Source organism: Perlabentimonas gracilis (genome assembly GCF_011174675.1).
In the GTDB taxonomy this organism is placed as follows: domain Bacteria; phylum Bacteroidota; class Bacteroidia; order Bacteroidales; family Tenuifilaceae; genus Perlabentimonas; species Perlabentimonas gracilis.
In genome coordinates, this window is sequence record NZ_JAANIG010000028.1 from 23,877 (window position 1) to 44,619 (window position 20,743).

Below are 20,743 nucleotides of genomic sequence, written 5' to 3' on the forward strand. Positions count from 1 at the left end.
GATTATTGCTATGCTGCAAGTAATCCGTGTTCTCGATTAGCGTATCGTAGGCTAATCAAAGAAACTTCGCATCCGTTCAAAGAAATTCTTTTCGGTTGAATCGGGTGCAGGGGTAAAATTATCAGACTTGCCAAGCTTTTCGAGGCTAACTTTTTCTTCTTTCGAGAGATTTTTAGGAACCCACACATTAATACTAACCAGCAGGTCGCCACGTCCGTAACCATTCACATCGGGTAATCCTTTGCCTCGTAAGCGGAGTACGCGACCGGGTTGTGTGCCTGGCTCAATCTTAATTTTCACCTTCCCTTCCACTGTTGGGATTTCAACGGGCGCCCCCAATGCAGCCTCGCTAAAGCTAAGGTATAGGCTGTAGATAAGATCGTTACCATCGCGGGTAAGGTTGGGGTCTTTCTCCTCCTCAATAAGTACAAGTAAATCGCCATTAATACCACCCCGGCGAGCAGCATTTCCCTTACCCGAAACAGACATCTGCATACCTTCGGCAACGCCAGCAGGAATTTTTATTGCTATTACCTCTGCATCGCGAACAACACCTTCGCCCGAGCAGCTGGTACAGCGGTCGGTAATCATTTTACCCTCGCCATTACAGGTGGGGCAGGGCGATGTGGTTTGCATCTGGCCCAGCAGGGTATTGGTAACTCGGTTTACATATCCAGAGCCTCTACAGGTAGAGCAGGTGGAGTATGATGAACCGTTGGCGGCTCCTGTTCCCGAGCACGATTTACATCCTACGTACTTATTTACCTTGATTTTTTTCTCAACTCCATTGGCAATCTCCGATAGGTTAAGCTTAACTTTTACCCTAAGGTCGGAGCCCTTGTTAACCCTTCGCGAACTGCGGCCTCCGCCACCAAACCCACCAAATCCTCCGAATGCACTGCCAAAGTGTCCGCCAAAAATATCACCAAACTGCGAGAAGATATCATCCATGGTCATACCTCCACCACCAAATCCACCAGAGCCACCGTTCACGCCTGCGTGTCCATACTGGTCGTAACGTGCGCGCTTATTGTCATCGCTTAGTACTTCGTAAGCCTCTGCAGCCTCCTTAAACTTTTCCTCAGCGGTATGGTCGCCCGGATTTTTATCGGGGTGATGCTTAATGGCCATCTTGCGATAAGCCTTTTTTACCTCATCCTTACTGGCGTTTTTCGATACGCCCAAAACCTCGTAGTAATCTCTTTTTGACATCTATCGCGTATAATATTTTTATCTTACTCTCCAATTACAACCTTTGCGAAACGGATTATCTTCTCGTTAAGCATATAGCCTTTCTCCACCACGTCAACAATTTTACCCTTAAGGGTATCGTCGGGGGCAGGAATTTTTGTAATGGCATCGTGCTTGTCAGTATCCAGCTCATACCCCATAGCCTCAATCTCCTTAACGCCATTGTTTTTAAGGAAATCAACAAATTTTCCGTGGATAAGCACTAAGCCCTGCTTCATTGCCTCAATATCGGTGGCTGTTTCGGTGTGCTTGATTGCCCGTTCAAAATCATCAACTAGGGGAAGGATGTTTTTCATTACGTCCTCAGAACCGAATCGAATTAGATCCATCTTTTCGCGCTGAGTGCGCTTGCGAAAATTATCAAACTCGGCCGATAGCCTAACATATTTATCCTTGGCCTCATCTAGCTGTTTTTGGAGTGCTTCAATAGGATCAACCTCCGGTTCTTCGGTTTCAAGTTGGTTCTCTTGGGATTGATCATCTGACTCAGGGGTAACATCATTTTGGCTACCCGCCTCTTGCTCTGGCTTTTCCTCTACTTGCTCTTTAGCTTTTGTCGTTTTTTTCTTGCTCATATCTTGTATCTATTTTTATCATATCGATGGAAGCTAAACACAAATGCCTTGCCAATGGCAAAACTCAGCCAATTTGGCATATTTCTTTTTTCGCTCCGTTGATAATTGGCAATGTGTTAATCCTTACGAATAATTTGTGCGCCCAGGGCATTGAGGCGCTCCTCAATTTGCTGGTAGCCTCTATCAATCTGCTCAATGTTATGAATAACGCAGGTGCCTTCGGCCGAAAGGGCAGCAATAAGCAGCGCAACCCCAGCCCTAATGTCGGGGGAGACCATTGAGGTGGATCTTAGCTGCAACTGATGATTATGCCCAATTACGGTTGCTCTGTGTGGGTCGCAAAGTATGATTTGAGCGCCCATATCGATAAGCTTATCTACAAAGAACAGGCGACTCTCGAACATCTTTTGGTGAATTAATACCGAACCCTTTGCCTGAGTTGCCACCACAAGGAATATGCTAAGTAGGTCGGGTGTTAATCCGGGCCATGGTGCATCGGCAATGGTCATGATGGAGCCATCAATAAAGGTCTCGATTTCATAGTTTTCTTGAGTTGGAATGAAAATATCGTCGCCCACCCGGTCGAATTTTATGCCAAGCCGTCTGAAAGCATTGGGGATTATCCCAAGGTCATCATACGACACATTTTTTATGGTAATTTCGCTGCGGGTCATGGCAGCAAGGCCAATAAATGATCCTATCTCAATCATATCGGGGAGGATGGTGTGCTCGGTTCCTCCAAGTGAGTCAACTCCCTCTATGGTGAGTAGATTAGAACCCACGCCGCTAATTTTAGCGCCCATTCTGTTTAGCATCTTGCAAAGCTGCTGCAAGTATGGCTCACAGGCAGCGTTGAAAATGGTGGTTTTGCCAGGGGCAAGCACAGCAGCCATAACAATATTTGCCGTTCCAGTTACCGAAGCCTCATCGAGTAGCATATAGGCTCCCTTGAGTTTATCGCCTTTCACTTCGTACGAATTTTGCTTTGGGTCGAAGGAGAAGGTAGCGCCTAGGGTCTGAAATCCCACGAAGTGGGTATCGAGCCGGCGACGGCCAATCTTATCGCCTCCGGGTTGAGGTATGTAGCCCACCCCAAATCGAGCAAGAAGTGGCCCAACAATCATAATTGACCCTCTGAGCGCTGCAGCCTTTGCTTTAAACACATCGGTTTTTAGGTACTCCAAGTTTACATCCTTGGCTTTAAATGTACATTCCGAGGTGGATGTGCGGTTAACCTCTACCCCCATAGACTCAATAAGCTCAATAAGCTTATTAACATCTCTAATGTTGGGTATATTCTTGATAGTAACCTTATCGGGGGTTAGCAAAACGGCGCAAATAATTTGTAAGGCTTCGTTTTTTGCCCCCTGTGGGGTAATCTCGCCCTTAAGGCGTTTGCCTCCAGTAATCTCAAAGGTTGCCATAATGTTACTTATTTTTTACGGGGTTGGAACTTTTTTCTTGGCTTGCTAGGTATGTTTTCTTTCACCAGGTTGAATTTAAAATCGGAAGCTAAGGATAGCTTTCCTCCACTAAGTTCTGCCATATCTCGAATGATATCTTCGTCCGAAACGGAATCCTTGTTCCATATTAGGTACGATTTTTTCATATGGTTCGCAATAAGGCTGGTCAGCGCTTCCTTAAGTTCGCCTTCCTCCAGTTCAATCGCTTTTTCTATTATGAGTGATATTGAGCGCCCATAGTGCTTGTGCTTGATGGGGTGTGAAGGGTACGGAACTTGCTTTGGCTTTTCGTATATAACAGATGCCTCTGGTTTTGGGTAAGGCGATTCGATCTCGAGATTAAAACTGGCCATGATATGCAGGTGATCCCAAAGTTTGTGCTTAAAATCGTTAATATCGCGCAGGTGCGGGTTCATATTACCCATTATAGCTATAATAGCTTTGGCCGTTTTGTTTCTTTGCTCTAGGTCTTCAATCTCTAGGAGTTGGTTCACCATTTGTTGGATATGTCTTCCGTACTCTGGTAAAACCAAATGCTTACGCTGGGTATTGTAATCCATATGATTATTGTGGGTTTTTGTTTTTAATCTAAAGGCAATAATTGCTTCAACACGATAAGTATGACAACCATTTTATTGGGTTGAAATTATTTGCAAAACTAGCTGATTATTGGCTAAAAAGCAAATATTGCCCCAAGCTGATAAAAGCTTGGGGCACTGTAAACGAACTAATTATATTACGTTACTTTATTTGTTCAGTGTTGTTTGATTTATAGTGATGTATGAGCCAAAAACTCCTAGCCCTCCCTCGATGTTTGAGTATAGGTGAGACGATTCAGTGAATGGATTATCCATAATGTCGTAGATGTTTTGGAGTGAGTAGTGGAAGTTGTAGTAGTGTTCATCAACCTCGTAAACCTCTGTTGTGGTCCCTAGGTTAATATAGTAATCGTCATCATAGGATGAAAACTCATGCCGAATTGATATGGTACGACCATCTGAATTACTATCGCTTATTAGCTGCTTGGAGTAATTTGAAATAAATGTATGGGTTGTTTCGTCCCAAGATGACTCGTACTGCTTTAGGCTATATATGAGTGTGCTGTAGAAGTTATCCTCGTTCTTTGGGTCGATAATGGTGCCAATTAGCCTCATTTCGGTATAGCCCCATTCATTAGTAGAAATTGTATCAATTCTTTCGATGCTAGAGGTGGCCTTGCCCAGAGGTACAACGGTTCTGCCGCTCACTGTCTCAAAGTTATTGGCGGTAACCCTAAGCTCGTACTCGTTGCCCTTTTCAATGGCAAATAAATTGGGCGGGAGTGCGTATTTCTTTTGTTTCGAATCGTAGGGTATAGCAATAGTGTTATCGTCCTCAATGTTAGTTAATATAACCGTAGCAGTTTTTATGGTATCGAAAGCGTTGTAATAATAGTTGTTGCCATCAATGGGGATGTTATAATTTATTGGTTGCGATGCGAAAACGGTAACAAAAATGGAATCGGTAGGCGATATATACGATTGCACTACCAATTTTTGCGGAGTGTTGGGGAGGTTTACATCGTCAACATCCTTTATGCAGCTGGCAAATGTAATGGCAAATGCAGCCGCAGCAATTGTTATTATTGATTTTGTTGATTGTAAGTTCATACTATTAGAATTTTATTGACCATGAAACGGATGGGATAAACTGAAATAGGCTGATTTGCTTCAGCTTGTTAACGTAGGTGCTTTCGCCAGTACGTGGGTTATGACGCTCTTCTCCGCGAACAAAGTACATGAAAGGATTTTGACGGTTATAGGCATTATAGGCGCCAAACTCCCATGTTCTCTCATACTTTTCGAACTTTTTATGTATCTGCACGCTTACGTCCAGCCTGTGGTAGGGTGCCATTCTAAAGTCGTTTTTCTTTCCGTAGTCTTGAATTGTTTCGGTCCACACGTAGTTTGAAACCGAGTTTGGAACGTGTTGATTAACAGGATATGTTGCCAGGGGTAGGGTTACAGCATTGCCCGTTCCGTAAACCCAGATACCCGAAAGGGTTACGCCAGGGCTAAACTCGTAAACCCCAACAACGGAAATGTCGTGTCGGCGGTCGTACCTTGCCCAGTAGGGTTTACCCATATTTATCTCATCGAACTGTAGTTGTGTCCATGAAAGGGTGTAGCCAACCCAACCCGAAAAGCGGCCCATCTTTTTATGGGCAAGGAATTCAACGCCATACGACCAGCCAAAACCGCTGGTAATATTATCTTCCCACTTAATGTTATTTGCGTTAGTAGGGTCGTCGAACATCAGAAAGCTAGCCCCTTCGCGATAGGTAATCACATTATCCGACTCCTTATAGTACCCCTCGAGCGAAATGGTGGTTGATATATCTTTCAAATCTTTAGCAAACCCTGCAGCCACTTGCCAGCTGTCCTGTGCCGGGGCATCCTTGGTGGCCGGAACCCATAAGTCGGTGGGCAATCCAATGCCCGTGCTGGTAAGCAAATGGATATACTGGTTCATTTGCGCATACGAGGCCTTGGCCGATAGGGTATTGGTAAGGTAGTAACTCCCCGAGATGCGTGGCTCAAACGAAAAGTTCGATGCCCCATCGTGGTAGTGATGCGATAGGCGAACACCAGCATTTACAATTCCCTTATCCAATATTTTTACTTCGTCCTCAAGGTAAAGCCCCGACTCGTATGTATCTATTGTATTCACTATGCTCTCAAATTCATTTAAGTAGTCATCGCGAATAACCACAGCGCTTGGATTGAAGCTGTGCCATGTAGAGGTCATCCCGAATCGAATGGTGTGCGAGTGGCGTGGCATCCAGGTGAAGTCGTATTTTGCTCCAAAATCACGAATACCCGAACGGTAGCTTAGCTCAAATACGTCGCCTTCATACTCGTCTCTTGCATAAATATTGAGTCGGTAGTTGCTGAAAATAACTGATAGGTTGGAGAATAGCCGGCTGGTAAAGATATGGTTCCAACGAATGGTGGAGGTTGCGTTGTTCCAGAACATACCACCCTCGTACTTGGCGCCCTCGTACTCTTCCCCTCCCGAGAACTTGTCCTCGCCAAAATATCCACTCAAGAATATGCGGTTATTGTTATTGATCTCCCAGTTGGCTTTGGCAGTTAAATCGTAGAAGTAAAGGCCTAGCTTAATGTCTTTGGGGATGAATGGGCGAGCTAGAACATCGTAGTATGTTCTGCGACCCGACACAAGGAATGAGGCCTTATCTTTAACAATGGGACCCTCGAGAACTAATCGCGACGAGAGCATCCCAATGCCTGCCTCACCCGAGATCTTCTCCTTGTTCCCATCCTTCATCACAATCTCCAGAACCGACGAAAGCCTTCCGCCGTATCGGGCTGGGAATCCGCCCTTGGTGAGTTCCAAACTTTTTATGGCATCGCCATTGAATAGCGAGAAGAAGCCGAAGAGGTGGTAGGCGTTGTATACCGTGGCATCGTCGAGGATGATTAGGTTTTGGTCGGGGCCACCACCACGTACGTAAAGCCCGCTGGTGCCCTCGCTACCCTTTTGTACGCCGGGCATAAGCTGCACAACCTTAAGCGCGTCCTTCTCGCCCAGCAGGGCTGGTATTGACTTGATCTGCCTTATTGGAATCTCCATCACGCTCATTTGCGAGCTGCGGCTCGATTGTTTGGGCATTTCGGCCCTAACCTCAACACCTTCAATCTCGATTGAGGGGTCAATCTCGACATTAAGGGGTACGTTCTGATTTAGCTTGATGCTAAAACTTCGGGGCTGGTAGCCTACAAAGGAGAAAACAACCTCGTACTCTCCAGCCGGAAGGGTAAGGCTGTAAAATCCGTAGCTATTCGAGGCTGTGCCAAGGGTGGTTTCGGGTATGTAAATGTTTACCCCCGGCATAGTTTCGCGGCTACCCTTTTCGTATACGTAGCCACTAATTGTAAATCGGTTTTGAGCTTGTGCTTTCAGGCCAAGCAGGCTTATGGCAATCGCCAAAAGCATTAAGAACTTTCTTGTCATTAGGTTAGGGTGATTTGTGTTTTCATCAAATAAAAACTGCTTTTTTTAGATTTTATTTGAATGGGAACAAAGATAATGCTAGAATAAAAATTGTAACTTACTTTTTACCATTGGTTTTTAATGTCTTTAAACATTCATCCAATTGTTCTGTTAGAGAAATTTAATTATTAAATTTTGCGATTATGCAGTACGATGTTTTTGCATGGGAAGAATTTGTTCGATCGATGGATGCGGTTTTGCTTTATCTTCACAACGATACCTGTGGCGTGTGCAATGTGCTTCACCCGCAGGTAAGGGATCTGGTAAATGGTAGATTCCCAAAGATAAATATGGTTGATTTGGATGCAGTGGTGAATCGTGAGCTAGCTGCGCAGCTAAGGATGTTGAGCATACCGGGTATTATTCTGTATGTCGATGGCCGGGAGGTATTCCGGGCCAATGGAATGATATCGCTTGGCGAGCTGGAACAGAAAATTGCCAGACCCTATAACCTTATGTTTGGCTAGAGCTATCTGTGAAAACAAAAAGAGTTGCCCAAAAATTATGAGCAACTCTTTGATAGAATGATTCACTTGCACTAAAACTTATAGATAAATCCAATGCTTGTATTAAGCAGGTAGCCTTGTAGGGTATACCCATTGTTTATACCAAAGTTCACGCTTGAGTAATTATTGCTGTGTGTAATAAACGAAAAAATTGAAGGCATCAATAAATTTGCCCCCCAGCGTTCGTTGAACGAGTACGATAGGCCAGGTCGAACTGCTATGCCTATAGAATTTTGGCTATTTTTTGATGAGCCATCATAGTTGGTTCCGCTATAGAAATGAAGCGGTAGCTCTCCCTGTGCAAAAATGCTGATTTTCTCAAGGTTTATTACAGAATATCTGGCAAAGGGTACTATTGATAGTGTATTGTCAGTATTTTTGTCACCATTGTTAAGCTTTGTACCAACGGAACTAAAACCAATTGCGCCCCCAACAGTAAAGTTGTCATTTACTATATAGCCAAGTTGGGGCATAAATGTAAAAACAGAACCCTTAGTGCCATCATTATTTTCGTTTGAGAAAGCCAGTGAACCACCAGCCCACATATTGGAATTCTGACCTATGGCCATTGCTGACACCATTAAAAGTAAAACAGAAATAATTGCAATTCTTTTCATAATTTGATTTTTTGTTAGTGAATGGTTAGTAATTGATAAACAATATGTTTGTCGAGGTATGTATAGTGATCTGAGGTATTTATGGGGTAATTATGAAGAAAAGACTTATTGAATCTTAACCTCGAAAAGTTTAGGCCAGTTTTTACCCGTCACAAAAAGTCTGTCGTTTTTCTGATCCCAGGCAATACCGTTAAACACATCGATGTTCCTGTGCCTGTCTGTCGGTGTTAAAAGATTTGAGAAATCAACCTCGGCCTCAACCATTCCTGTTGTAGGGTTAATAATAACAATTTTATCGGTGAGGTAGATATTGGCATAAATTTTTCCGTTGATATACTCCAGCTCGTTGAGCTGGTTAACTGCGCCTCGGTGATCGTATACCTCAACCCGCTTAATTTCAGTGAACGATTTTGGTTCGAGGAAGTATAGGATATTTGAGCCATCGCTCATAACCAGCTGCTCGCCAACGGTTGTAAGCCCCCAGCCTTGGGTTGGGTAATCGAAGGTACGTATCAGGTTAAAAGTGTTGGGCTCGTACACAAAGCCTTTTCGCGAGGTCCAGGTTATCTGATAAATCTCGTCGTTAATAATGGTGGCCCCCTCACCAAAGTATTGCCTCTCCAAGTTGACGCTCTGTTTTACTTTTCCTGTCTCAATTTCGACCCTACGAAGCGTTGATTGCCCTTTCTGGCCGGTACTTTCTATTAAGTGGCCATTAAAATAGAAAAGGCCTTGAGTGTAAGCACCAATATCATGAGGATATGTATTCACAATCCTATAGCTTAACTGCTTTGGGGGCTGATTCGATTTGATTTTAAACCCAACCGATGCGGTTTGCCTTTGGCCATTGTACCATGCTGTAGCCCTTATCAAATGACTACCCAGTGAGAGATTATCAGTATCGATTGGGCGAGATAATCCCTGTAGCTGGCCTATACGGTTATTATCAATGCTAAGCACAATCGAATCGGCTGCAATGGTGTCGTTTATAAGCCTAAGGTTTAGATTGAACGATTCGCCAAGGGTGAATACAACTCCGTTAACTGGTTCTGAAACCCTCACCAACTGCAACGGTGTACTTCTTTCGCGTTCTGTTCGCTCCGTTGTTTTTGAACCGTTACAGGCACCAAGAGCAAGCGCGCAAAAGGTTATTCCAAGCAATGATATTCTATTCATAGTTTTAATCGTTAAAGTCCAAGCCATTTTCTCCATCTTGGCTTACTGCCCAGATTATTTACCGCTACTTTTTCCATTTTCACATTCATTTCCTCAGGGAATAGTTCCTGCCACACCCTGCTCCAGCCAATAAATCCACCAATATTTCTGTCGTCAATAAAAATATCGGCCTCAATTTTACGCGATACTTCAGGGCTAAAATTCTCTTCGGGGTAGTTGGCATTTACTGCGTAAAACTCAATGCCGTGGCTACGGCAAAAATCAACAGCCTCTTGTAGTTCTGCACCTTTTCTAACAGTCCATAAAATAAGTAGCAATCCTTTTTCCTGCATGGCTTTAAGCGTTTCGAAAGCAAACAGGAGGGGTTCGCCAATGCTGGGAAACTTGTTTTCTACAATGGTTCCGTCAAAATCAACAGCAACTTTTAGCATGGTTGTCCTTAATTTTTGCAAATATAGCAAATGCATTTATTTTGGGTAGCCAGTTGATGCTATCTGTTCAAAAAGCCTAAAAAGTTGGGTTTTTGCGAAACAGTTTGAGGAAATTTTAATACGTTTTTTGGACTACTTGCTTTTTTGTATTGATTTAACTCCGTTAATTTTTTTTACTAACCACCTGCATAATAGGTTTATCATCGAGAGGAGAGGGAAATCTGTGGCTAGGGTTTGATGTGGAACAGAAATTGAATTGATGAATGCTGAATGTTCATTAGTATAAACCAAAAACTATTCAAAAATGATTAAACTACAAAAAATTCTCTTGTTGACTTTTGTTGTTCTGGCAGCTGGAGAGGTAAATGCACAAAGCACAATAGAACTGCTTGGAAGGCATGAAACAAACTTTGATTTTTACTCCGGATCCACAAACCTTGAGGTAAGCAAGCAGCTAATTGTGAAAAACGCTGGTCGGTTCTACGATTATAGTTACAATGCCGATAGAGGGTACGGATATGGTGGTGGATATGAAACCTTAAGGCTTGAGTTTGAAACAGAGAAGGAGATTGAGAATACATCGAAACTCATTGGGCAAGGGCACCTTACCATTGATTTTGTGGATGTTAACGGTGTAATATTGGCAACCATAAAGTTCCCTAAGGACAGGGTTGCTTTGGCTTTTAATGCAGACCTAAGCCCCAGTAGAAAGTTCTACTCTGTTGACCTGCTTGATGTTCCTGTTCTACTTCTAGAGAATACTGTACGCCTAAATATAAATAGTGTGAATATGAAGTAAGTTCCGGTAATTAAATATATACTACCATATTACCAAAGTTAACCAAAAGGGGATTGACCCAACGATCAATCCCCTTTCTGATTTTATGGTAGTAGCTTAGATAAGCTAAATATCCTTTTTAGGCGCTAAGAATTTATTGTATGCCAGCAACCCTATAATGGTGATAACGCCAATTCCGCTAAACATTAGCCAAAGCAGGCTGGGGCGTCCCATCTCTGTTACAAATCGAACGTAAGTGAATGCGCCAAGAATTCCACCAACACCACTACCAATCACTCCGTAAAGAAACGAGTAGCCTAGGTATAGAGCTTTCTTGTCGGGGGGGGCGATTAGTCCAACATACGATATAAACTTGGGGTGAGCGGTCATCTCGCCAATGGAGAAGATGATGATACCTGCCATAAATACCCATGCATGGGTTGATATTGCTAGCACGGCCATACCAACGGTACCCATAGCAATACCAATTATCATGGTGGGCAATGCTTTGGTGTTCTTAACAATGGACGAGATGATTAGCTGGAGCAAAATGATGGTACCCGCATTAATAACGGTAACGTGCTCTGCATCGAATTTCCAGCTAGGGCTCTCGGTGAATAGGGTTAGGAATGAGTTAACCGCATTGTTAACTGGGGTCATGTCCATATGTTCGGTTAGGTACCACAGCACCGTGTCAAACATCTGGAAGTAAAGAATCCAGAAGCAGGAATAAATGGCAATCATAAGCACAAATCGATAGTCCTTAAGCACCATCACAGCGCCTTTAAGTACCTCGCCCAGCTTTTTCTGAACGGCGGGTCTTGCAGGTTCCTTGTAAACAAATAGTGCTAGCAGCAAAAGCCAACCTGTTCCCACAGAAGCCATAATAAATATATAGTTCCACCCCAGGCTTTTCATGTAGGGAACTAAAAATAGCGGGAACAGGAATGCTCCCAAATTAATAGTCCAGTAAAAAATTCCGAAACCAAGCCCCGAGTTGCTCTCGTCGGTACTTCGTGCAATGGTACCAGAGATGATGGGTTTGAAGAAACCGGCTCCTGTTACCATTAGCATAAGACTTGCAAATACGAAGTAGTACGATGTGCTGATGCTGGTAAAGAAATATCCGAGCGACATTACAATGAATGAAAAGACTAGGGTTTTTTTGTAACCAAACTGATCGGCAAGTGCACCACTTAGGATTGGCAAAAAGTAAAGCAATGGAGTTATAACGCTTTTTATAACACCTACGCTCTCCTTGGTAAATCCAAGGCCCCCGTGGGCTACATCAAGAACCAGGTAAACCGAGAGTATTGACATTACGCCATAGTAGGAGCCCCTCTCGAAAAACTCCATAACAATAACGGTCCAGAAATTTCGAGGGAACGAAGCTATTCCCTTCTTCTGAGGTTGTTTTTCCATATGTAGTAAGATTTTTTTGAGAAATATGCGCCAAATCTAATTTTTTATTTCGCTCAAAAAAAGAACATTAGGCACTTTTATTTAGTCGAGAGGAGAAAAATAACCTGTTATAACATTTAAATTGCCAATGTATTTTGTTCAAAGTGGTTGAATCACTACAATTTATATCCTATGTACCTAGGACTAAAAAGTATGCAAGATTTTTTAGATTTTTTTTTCACTAGTGTCCGACTAAGTCTTTTTTAAAATGATAATAATGTAATAGATTTCGAGCGCCTGCCTGAATGACGCAGTCAGGCAGGAAGCGAGACCATGAAGTAGCAGCGAAGCTAAATCTATATTTATTAGTCGGTCAGTAGTGATTTTTTTTCGATGGGTTTAAAAAAGTGGTGCCAGCACCTTAAGTTTGAGGTGTAGCGATAGTTTTTACTACTCAAGCGCCTCCATTCCAATTATCTTGTTGAGAATGGCGTAGATGGTTAACCCCGATACGGTTTTTATTCCCAGCTTCCGAGTAATGTTCTTACGATGGGTTATTACAGTATGTGGGCTTATAAAGTTCTTCTCTGCAATCTCCTTGTTCGATAGCCCCAGGGCAACATCCTTTAGTATTTCAACCTCCCTATCGCTTAGCTCTTGATTCTCTGGTGTAGCCTCGCTGGTGTCTACCCGATTAATAATGTCTTTTATCTTTTTAAGTACCGACGGCTTACTCTCCGAGAGCATAATTTGGCTGCTACTTATGTTGGTTATTTCATCGCTGTGGCTTAGTGCAGAGCAAGATATGGTAACAACTGCAGTTTTCTTCTTACCGTTTAGCAATGTTTTTCTATCGGCTTGGGAGAGTTCCCTAAGCAATTCGGCGTTAATAACAATAGCATCGGCACCATGGTGGGTTGCAGTTTCAATAAGTTTTTGAGCAGTTTCAAGCTCTCTGGCCACAAGGGTGTTAGGTAGCTCATTAATTAGGCTCACCAATCCCTTGCGAATAATGTACGAGGGCTCTGCTACTATGAAGATTACCTTGCTCATTGCTTTTGCAATAACTCCTTTTCCATTATAATCACCTTGGGGGCCAGAACCTTCTCCTCGATACGTGCATGGTTATTAATGTCCTTTTGCAAGAGCGAGAACTCCTTTAGAATGCGAACGCAAATCATTTGGTTTGATACGGGGGGTACATATTTTATGAATAGCGTGTTGATGTCGTAGAGCTTAGATTCAATATCGTCATGCTCATCCAGAAAATCGGTCATAGAGTATTTCTGCATTGCCTCAATTATCTCGGAGGCATCGGTGCCATTTATGTAAGTTTCTTCTACCGCAAGGGTGTATGGGAAAATGTCCCTATCTTCCCAGTGTAAGTGGTTAAAAAGTTCGGTTTTGTAGTCGTTAAAAAACTTCACAATGGGTTTAATTTCACCTGGGTTTTCACAATCTTCAAGCATCCTATTCATCAGCTCTTCAATAAAGGGAATCCCCTCGTCGATATAGCTTCTATGGGTTTTACGAAGGTACTCCACTATTTCGCCCACACTGAAGCTTTGCAGGTGTTTTTGCGGAAAGTAGTTTGGGTCGTGGTAAGCATTAAGTATCTCGAGAAAAAACTCGGTATTTATTCCATAGTCGGCACAAACTCTAGCCACCGATTTCTCGCCAAAGCCCAGCTTAACTCCAAACCGGTTGATTACATTTAGGGTATTAAAATCGGACTGAACAACCTCAGCCAGCTTCATGTTGTGTGTGAACATAGCGCACATTTTAAAGTAGGATGTGATGGTGCAAATATAGTAAACAATAAAGGTTAGGTATAGTTTTCCCCTTGTCGAAAAATTGCATGGTGTGTAGCCACTATGAACTATATATCAATAATCTTATTTTTTAGGGCGTACTTTACCAGCTCAACTGTTGAGGATAGCTCTAGCTTCTGCATAATATGATTTTTATGCGACTCCACTGTGCGAACGCTTATGTATAGCTTGTCGGCAATCAGCTGATTGGAGTACCCCTCTGCCACCAGCTTAAGTATTTCGCTTTCGCGCGATGTAAGCTTCTGCTCTTGGTATTCATCAACCCTATCGGGGTTTTTTATCTGCTTAAGGTAGTTCTTAAGTATTATCTCGGAGATTTCCTTGCTAAAGTATTCGTTTCCGGCGTTAACCCCATCTATTGCATCAACAAGTTCGGTTTGCGTAATGTTCTTGGGCAGATACCCCTTTGCACCCGCCTTAATGGCATTGAAAATAAACTCTTGGGTGGTGTGCATCGACAGGATTATCACCTTTATGTTTGGGTAGCGGCTACCAAGTGTTTTGGTGATCTCTATGCCCGATAAGCCAGGTAGTGAAATGTCTACAATGGCAATTTGTGGCTCCACCTCCTCAAGTTTTGCCAACAGCTCATCGGAATTGGAGGCTTCAATTACCACGTCAATGTGCTCAACTCCTTCGATCAACGATTTTATGCCATCGCGCACAAGATGGTGATCGTCTACTAGGGCGAGTGAAATTTTAGCTTTCATTTCTCTGTTTAAAATTTTTAATGGGTAGTTCAACTTTTATCAGAGTCCCATTGCCGGGTGACGATATAATCTCGAATTTTCCGTTCAGCAGCGTGGCTCGCTCCTTCATGTTGTACAGGCCGTTTCCTCCTTCGTTATTTTGGCTGTTGTCGAATCCTATCCCATTGTCCTCAACCTGAATGTACAGGTTGTGAATGTCTGAAAAAACGGATACTGTTATTTTACTGGCCTGTGCATGCTTTACGATATTGGTGAGAGCCTCCTGAACAATTCTGTACGAGTAGGTTTTGGTCAGCATATCTATACTCTCGGGCAAAACCCCCAGGACCAAGGAGGTGCTAATTTGTGCGTTGCTCTCAATTTCGTTGCATAGGTTGCGTAGCACCACTGCCAGGCTAAACTCGGTGAGGGCTGCGGGCATAAGGTTGTTCGATATTCTGCGGGTTTCATCTATGGTTTGGTTAAATATCTGCTTTATTATTTCAAGAGTTTTGCGCTCGTCTCCCAGCTTATCAACATCAATACTTTCGAGCCTTAGCTTAATGGCCACAAGGGTTTGCCCCAAGCCATCGTGCAGCTCGCGCGATAACCGTTGCCTTTCCTGCTCCTGCCCATCGATAACCGATCGGAGACGATGCAAACGCTCGGTTTTTAGCTCGTCCTCCATAGCCTTTCGTTCGGCAATGTTTCGTACCACCATAACATCAACCTCCTGGTCATGGAATGAAATTGTACGGTGCTGAACCTCTACAGGAATGGTGCTTTTGGACTTTGTAAGCAACACAGCTTCGAACGATTGCACCTCGCTTGCATTAGTGTACTTCAGCAGGTAGTCGTCATCGGCAAAAAGTGACTGGATAGGAGCGCTAAGCAGCTGCTCCTCGGTGTAACCGGTTAGGTTTATCATCGCCCTATTAACCAAAATTGTTTTGCCATTGTTGTGAATGAGAATTCCATCTATTGTGGCCCGATAAAAATGTAGTAGCCTTCGTTCCCTCTCCTTCAAGCGTTTGGTGGTTTGCTTAAGGCTTTGGGTCATCTTGTTGAATACCTGGGTTAACAAGCCAATCTCATCGTGTTGTGAAACTGGAACTCTTTCTTCGAAATCCCCTTCACCTATCCGAATAGCCGCTTTCTTTAGCCGAATAATTGGGGTGGTGATTCGGCGGCTAAAAAGAAAAACACCTGCTGTAATCAGCACTAGAATTATGGCTCCAATTAGCAAAATCCTATGCTTTAAAACTACCACATCGGCAAGTGCCTCACTCCAATCCATTTCGGCCACCACTACCCAATTTAGCGATGGCAAATTCACGGGGCTAAACGAGCTGAGCACTTCAACGTTCCTGTAGTCCAGTATTTTTGCCGTTCCGGCAAATCCTTTGAGCGATTGTTCCACCGCAAAGGTTTGGCATTTAACCGAAAGAACTGAGTTGTCGACAAATCGTGAAGAGGATCGCATGAGAAAGTCTTCGCCAGCAAGGTACACTTCGCCGGTTCGGCCCACCTCCATCTTATCAATATGTTCGGCCATAAGCCTATTCATTGCCCTGTCGGGTACTTCAAGTAGTAGAACGGCCTCTGTTCCCGGAATGGGAGCCCCCACAAATGAGCTGTATACGTTCGTTATCGACCCAGTAGTAAAGTCGGATATCCCAACTTTGTTGGCTTCAAGGGTTCTCGCGGCAATTCTATTTATCTCAACATTCGCTTTCAGGTTGGTGTATACAATATGGCTTGTCAAATTTTCGTCGGTTAGCTTAATGCAAAGGGCGTTGGCGTTGGGCTTACCAACGATAAGGCTATTGTAACATCCGGCGGCCTGCAGAAAGCTGAGCATATTTAGCAGGGACTTGTCTTGCTCGAGAATTGAAAGGTCTATAAAATTTGAAGTTGCTAGTTTTTCAGCCAGATTTGCTTTAATATCCTGATTCGATAGTAACTCGGCATCTCGCACCCTATCGGAGAAGAATTGCTCCACCCGCTGGGCTTTCTCCTCACGAATGGAAGTTAGCTGACTTAAGGTGCGATTAAGGAGCGCCCTGCGCGCAATGAAGTACGAGTAACCGCCTAGCAGCAGCAACCCCACAAAGCAAAATAGCATGGAGTAAATAAAAAGACGGGTTTTTATTGACCAGGCTCTCATGGTGTGGGTTTCGATTTCTCCAAATGTAATATTTTTTTCCGCACCTCTTGTACTAAAGTTGTGAATGATTTGTGGTTACACCAAAAAGTGTTGATATAATAAGCATCGAGAGCAATTTTATATCTTTGTGGCTCACTAAGTTTTTTAATATGGATTTTTTTATTCCGTTTGATGTAAAGGAGATAGAACACGCCAGCTTTCATCCAATAGTTGCTGCAGAGTTAGAGGGAAAGCAAATAAATATGATACTCGATTCGGGCGCATCGCGTACAGTATTAAGCAGCAACCTTGTGGTAAATTTCGACAAAACTGCTGGAGATGGAGAAGAGGCCTTTGCGGCGGGTATTAACGCCCAGCGTATGGAGGTGGAGCAGGTGGTTATTCCTAGCATAAGGATTGGCAACTTAGATTTTTTCGACATGCTAATTTTTAGCACCAATTTAGATGCAGTATCATCGCTCTACGAGCAGATGGCTGGGGTAAGAATTGATGGGCTCTTGGGGTGCGACTTTCTGGTGAAGTATGGTGGTGTTGTGGATTTTAACACTCAAAAAATAGTGCTCACCAAATTTCACCGGGCTAATAAGTCGTTTTAAGATTCTGATACTCTGAATATGATCAGAGAATTCAAGCACAATGCAAGGTTTTATGGCATTTCTCAAAAAAAGTAATATATTTGCCCCACATTTTCAAAATAAACTAAAAGTAATCAATCGTTTAACACAAAAATCCAATGCAAAATAGAGGAGCGATAAGGTTTATTGCAGTAGCATTGACGCTGGTTTGCTTATACCAGCTATCCTTTACCTGGTTTGCCAAGAAAGCAGAAAGGGCAGCTGCAGAGTATGCCCAGGGCGATCCGAAAAAGGAAGCATTTTATCTCGATTCCATTTCAAGCGAAACGGTATACAACTTCCTATGGTTGCGCCAGTATTCGTACCGCGAGGTGAAGGAGCGCGAGATCAACCTTGGTCTTGACCTAAAAGGTGGTATGAACGTAACCCTTGAGGTATCGGTTGTAGATATCCTACGTTCATTATCGAATTATAGTAACGACAGCGCTTTTGTTGCCGCTATCGATATGGCTCGTAAGATGCCCCCATCGGAGGATTTTATTTCTCGCTTTGGAAAGGCATTTGAAACCATTGCACCCAACGCTCGCCTAGCGTCAATTTTTAACACCGTTGAACTGCGCGATAGGGTAAATTTTAACTCTACCAACGACGAGGTTCTTAGGGTTATTAGAACCGAAGCAGAAAGTGCCATTGCCAACTCGTTTAACATTATCCGTAATCGTATCGACCGCTTTGGTGTGGCTCAGCCAAACATACAGCGTCTCGAAGGCTCGGGTCGTATTTTGGTAGAACTGCCCGGCGTAAAGGAGCCAGAGCGTGTTCGCAAGTTGCTGCAAGGAACTGCCAGCCTCGAGTTCTGGGAAACATACGAGAATAGTGAGATATTTCCCTATCTACAGCAAGCTAATGCCAAGATTAAAGAAATTAAGGATGCTGAAACAGCTTTAGCCAAAGGCCAACAGCCCGTTCAGGTAGAGGATACTACTCCTGCCGAGGCGGTTCAGGCTGACGAAGCAACTACTCAGGAGGAGGATTTGCTCGAGATGCTTAAAGCCGAAGGCGACTCAACCGATATCGACGAAGCCGACTGGGCAAAGGAGTTCCCTCTTTTCGCCATTCTTAACCCTAGCACCAATCAGCAGGGACAAGTAATGGGCGGCCCCGTGGTGGGTTTTGCTCACTATCGCGATACTGCTCAAATTAACTCTTACCTAAAGTTGCCTCAGGTTCAGCAGCTAATGCCACGCGACCTAAGGTTGCTTTGGTCAGTAAAAAATGTTCCTTGGGATAACACCAATAGCATTTTTGAACTTATTGCCATTAAGGTAACTAGCCGTGATGGTAATCCTCCTCTCGATGGGGGTGCGATTACCGATGCCCGTGACGATTTTAGCTCTACTGGTGGCGAGGCCGAGGTGTCGATGAGTATGAATGCTGAGGGTGCAAAAATTTGGGCTAGGCTTACCGCCGATAACGTTGGCCGTTCCATTGCCATTGTGCTCGACGATTATGTGTACTCCTACCCAAAGGTAAATCAGGAGATTCGGGGTGGTCGCTCCTCAATTACTGGTGGTTTCACCATTAACGAGGCTAAGGACTTGGCCAACGTGCTTAAGTCGGGTAAACTACCTGCTCCTGCTCGTATTATGCAGGAAGAGATTGTTGGGCCATCACTTGGTCAGGAAGCTATCGATTCGGGCTTGCGCTCGTTCATCATTAGCTTTATTATCGTGCTAATGTTTATGGTTTTCTATTACAGCCATAGGGGCGGACTTATTGCCGACTTTGCGCTGGTAGCAAACCTATTCTTTATATTTGGTGTGCTTGCCTCATTTGGCGCAACGCTAACACTGCCTGGTATCGCTGGTATTGTGCTTACCATTGGTATGTCGGTGGATGCCAACGTACTTATCTTCGAGCGTATTCGTGAGGAGCTGAAGGCTGGAAAGGGGATGAGTCTAGCTATTTCCGATGGTTATAAAAATGCCTACTCCGCTATTATCGACGGTAACGTAACCACTTTGCTTACTGGTGTAATCCTTTACCTATTTGGTTCTGGACCAATCCGTGGTTTTGCAACCACTCTGGTTATCGGTATTATTACCTCGTTGTTTAGTGCGCTATTCCTTACCCGCCTTGTGATTCACTTCATGCAGCAGCGTAAGTATAACATCACTTTCTCAAATAGGATAAGCGAGGGTGCTTTCAAAAACACCAAGTTCGATTTTATTGGAGCCAGAAAGATATCGTATGTTATCTCTCTTGCACTTATTCTTATTGCAGTTGGTTCGCTATCGATGCGAGGCCTAAACTATGGTATTGACTTCTCCGGTGGTCGTTCGTACGTTGTAAGGTTCCAAGAGGATGTGTCAACTGTTGATATAGCAGCCGATCTTCGTGAGGTGTTTGGCGAGACCCCTGAGGTAAAAACCTTTGGCCCAAGCAACCAGGTGAAGATTACAACCAAGTACCTGATTGATGATGAAGGTGAGAACATTGATAACGAGATTGACTCGCTGCTTCATGTTGGACTTATGCCTTACCTGCCCGATGGTACAAGCATTGATGTGTTTAGGGATGTTAACAAGCAGAGCAGCATGAAGGTTGGGCCAACCATTGCGCATGACCTTCGCCAAGAGGCAATAATCGCTCTATTCTTTGCACTTGTTGTAATATTCCTTTATATCCTTATAAGGTTTAAGAACTGGTCGTATGGTACTGGTGCAGTTGTTGCGCTTTTCCACGATACCATTATTGTGGTGGGGATATTCTCGTTGCTATACAACAGAATGCCATTTAGCCTTGAGATCGATCAGGCATTCATTGCCGCAATACTAACCATTATAGGTTACTCTATTAACGACTCGGTGGTTATCTTCGACCGTATTCGTGAGTACATCGGTTTGTACCCCAAGCGTGAAAGGCAAGTGACAATGAACAACGCCTTGAATGATACCCTGAGCCGTACATTCTCCACCTCATTCAGTACGTTGGTGGTGCTTATACCCATCTTCTTCTTCGGAGGTGAGAGCATTCGCGGATTTATCTTCGGCTTGATTATTGGTGTGCTGGTTGGTACATACTCGTCGCTATTTGTTGCTTCGCCAATTGCTTTCGATATTAAAGCTTGGGCTAGCAGAAAAGCAGCAGTTAAGGCAGCCAACGTGCCCAAAAAGAGGAAATAGTGTTTCTTTAGCATATATTTAAAATCCTGCGGAGATTTTCGCAG

The 20,743-nt window shown here is 43.7% G+C and carries 18 protein-coding genes; 4 read left to right on the top strand and 14 right to left on the bottom strand.

The window, feature by feature from the left end; genetic code table 11:
* Positions 1-51: 51 nt before the first annotated feature.
* The 6 genes from dnaJ to G8O23_RS12240 all read right to left on the bottom strand — a co-directional run bounded on the left by dnaJ (position 52) and on the right by G8O23_RS12240 (position 7,303).
* Positions 52-1,212: a molecular chaperone DnaJ gene (gene dnaJ / locus G8O23_RS12215; RefSeq protein WP_166365216.1), complete on the bottom strand. Its 1,161-nt coding sequence runs from the start codon at positions 1,210-1,212 to the stop codon at positions 52-54.
* Positions 1,213-1,235: 23 nt separating this feature from the next.
* Positions 1,236-1,826: a nucleotide exchange factor GrpE gene (locus tag G8O23_RS12220; RefSeq protein ID WP_166365218.1), complete on the bottom strand. Its 591-nt coding sequence runs from the start codon at positions 1,824-1,826 to the stop codon at positions 1,236-1,238.
* Positions 1,827-1,942: 116 nt separating this feature from the next.
* A complete protein-coding gene (gene murA, locus G8O23_RS12225) occupies positions 1,943-3,250 on the bottom strand; it encodes a UDP-N-acetylglucosamine 1-carboxyvinyltransferase (RefSeq protein ID WP_166365220.1) in 1,308 nt (435 codons plus the stop codon).
* 8 nt (positions 3,251-3,258) lie between these two features.
* Positions 3,259-3,849, bottom strand: a complete 591-nt coding sequence (locus tag G8O23_RS12230; protein ID WP_166365222.1) for a DUF4290 domain-containing protein — start codon at positions 3,847-3,849, stop codon at positions 3,259-3,261.
* Positions 3,850-4,035: 186 nt separating this feature from the next.
* A complete protein-coding gene (locus G8O23_RS12235) occupies positions 4,036-4,938 on the bottom strand; it encodes a DUF4249 domain-containing protein (protein ID WP_166365224.1) in 903 nt (300 codons plus the stop codon).
* 4 nt (positions 4,939-4,942) lie between these two features.
* Positions 4,943-7,303: a TonB-dependent receptor gene (locus tag G8O23_RS12240; protein ID WP_166365226.1), complete on the bottom strand. Its 2,361-nt coding sequence runs from the start codon at positions 7,301-7,303 to the stop codon at positions 4,943-4,945.
* 182 nt (positions 7,304-7,485) lie between these two features.
* On the opposite strand from G8O23_RS12240, the gene G8O23_RS12245 reads away from it, so the two are divergent.
* Entirely contained in the window at positions 7,486-7,809 is a 324-nt protein-coding gene (locus G8O23_RS12245; RefSeq protein ID WP_166365228.1) for a thioredoxin family protein, read from the top strand.
* A 71-nt stretch (positions 7,810-7,880) separates the two neighbouring features.
* On the opposite strand, the gene G8O23_RS12250 is transcribed toward G8O23_RS12245, so the two are convergent.
* From G8O23_RS12250 to G8O23_RS12260, 3 genes are all read right to left on the bottom strand, one after another.
* Positions 7,881-8,465: an outer membrane beta-barrel protein gene (locus tag G8O23_RS12250; protein WP_166365230.1), complete on the bottom strand. Its 585-nt coding sequence runs from the start codon at positions 8,463-8,465 to the stop codon at positions 7,881-7,883.
* 105 nt (positions 8,466-8,570) lie between these two features.
* Entirely contained in the window at positions 8,571-9,641 is a 1,071-nt protein-coding gene (locus tag G8O23_RS12255) for a glutaminyl-peptide cyclotransferase (RefSeq protein ID WP_166365232.1), read from the bottom strand.
* 11 nt (positions 9,642-9,652) lie between these two features.
* Positions 9,653-10,072: a BT0820 family HAD-type phosphatase gene (locus tag G8O23_RS12260; protein WP_219932506.1), complete on the bottom strand. Its 420-nt coding sequence runs from the start codon at positions 10,070-10,072 to the stop codon at positions 9,653-9,655.
* 304 nt (positions 10,073-10,376) lie between these two features.
* Here G8O23_RS12260 and G8O23_RS17280 point away from each other — a divergent pair, with 304 nt between their 5' ends.
* Positions 10,377-10,871 (top strand): hypothetical protein, encoded by a 495-nt coding sequence (locus G8O23_RS17280; protein WP_219932507.1) that lies wholly within the window; start codon positions 10,377-10,379, stop codon positions 10,869-10,871.
* A 105-nt stretch (positions 10,872-10,976) separates the two neighbouring features.
* On the opposite strand, the gene G8O23_RS12275 is transcribed toward G8O23_RS17280, so the two are convergent.
* The 5 genes from G8O23_RS12275 to G8O23_RS12295 all read right to left on the bottom strand — a co-directional run bounded on the left by G8O23_RS12275 (position 10,977) and on the right by G8O23_RS12295 (position 16,939).
* Positions 10,977-12,272, bottom strand: coding sequence for an MFS transporter (locus G8O23_RS12275; RefSeq protein ID WP_166365238.1), 1,296 nt, complete (start codon positions 12,270-12,272; stop codon positions 10,977-10,979).
* 429 nt (positions 12,273-12,701) lie between these two features.
* The gene (locus tag G8O23_RS12280) at positions 12,702-13,304 is read right to left on the bottom strand and encodes a response regulator transcription factor (RefSeq protein WP_166365240.1); all 603 of its coding nucleotides are present in this window, start codon (positions 13,302-13,304) and stop codon (positions 12,702-12,704) included.
* Complete coding sequence (locus tag G8O23_RS12285; RefSeq protein ID WP_166365242.1) at positions 13,301-14,023, bottom strand: hemerythrin domain-containing protein; 723 nt, start codon at positions 14,021-14,023, stop codon at positions 13,301-13,303. Before G8O23_RS12285 ends, G8O23_RS12280 begins: the two co-directional genes overlap by 4 nt.
* Positions 14,024-14,130: 107 nt before the next feature.
* The gene (locus G8O23_RS12290; RefSeq protein ID WP_166365244.1) at positions 14,131-14,793 is read right to left on the bottom strand and encodes a response regulator transcription factor; all 663 of its coding nucleotides are present in this window, start codon (positions 14,791-14,793) and stop codon (positions 14,131-14,133) included.
* Positions 14,783-16,939, bottom strand: coding sequence for a HAMP domain-containing protein (locus tag G8O23_RS12295; RefSeq protein ID WP_166365246.1), 2,157 nt, complete (start codon positions 16,937-16,939; stop codon positions 14,783-14,785). Before G8O23_RS12295 ends, G8O23_RS12290 begins: the two co-directional genes overlap by 11 nt.
* Positions 16,940-17,088: 149 nt before the next feature.
* Between G8O23_RS12295 and G8O23_RS12300 the strand changes: the two genes are divergently transcribed.
* Complete coding sequence (locus tag G8O23_RS12300; protein ID WP_166365248.1) at positions 17,089-17,535, top strand: retropepsin-like aspartic protease; 447 nt, start codon at positions 17,089-17,091, stop codon at positions 17,533-17,535.
* Positions 17,536-17,672: 137 nt separating this feature from the next.
* Positions 17,673-20,699 carry a protein translocase subunit SecDF gene (gene secDF / locus G8O23_RS12305; protein WP_166365250.1) on the top strand — a complete coding sequence of 1,009 codons (3,027 nt, stop codon included), beginning with the start codon at positions 17,673-17,675 and terminating at the stop codon, positions 20,697-20,699.
* Positions 20,700-20,743: the final 44 nt, after the last annotated feature.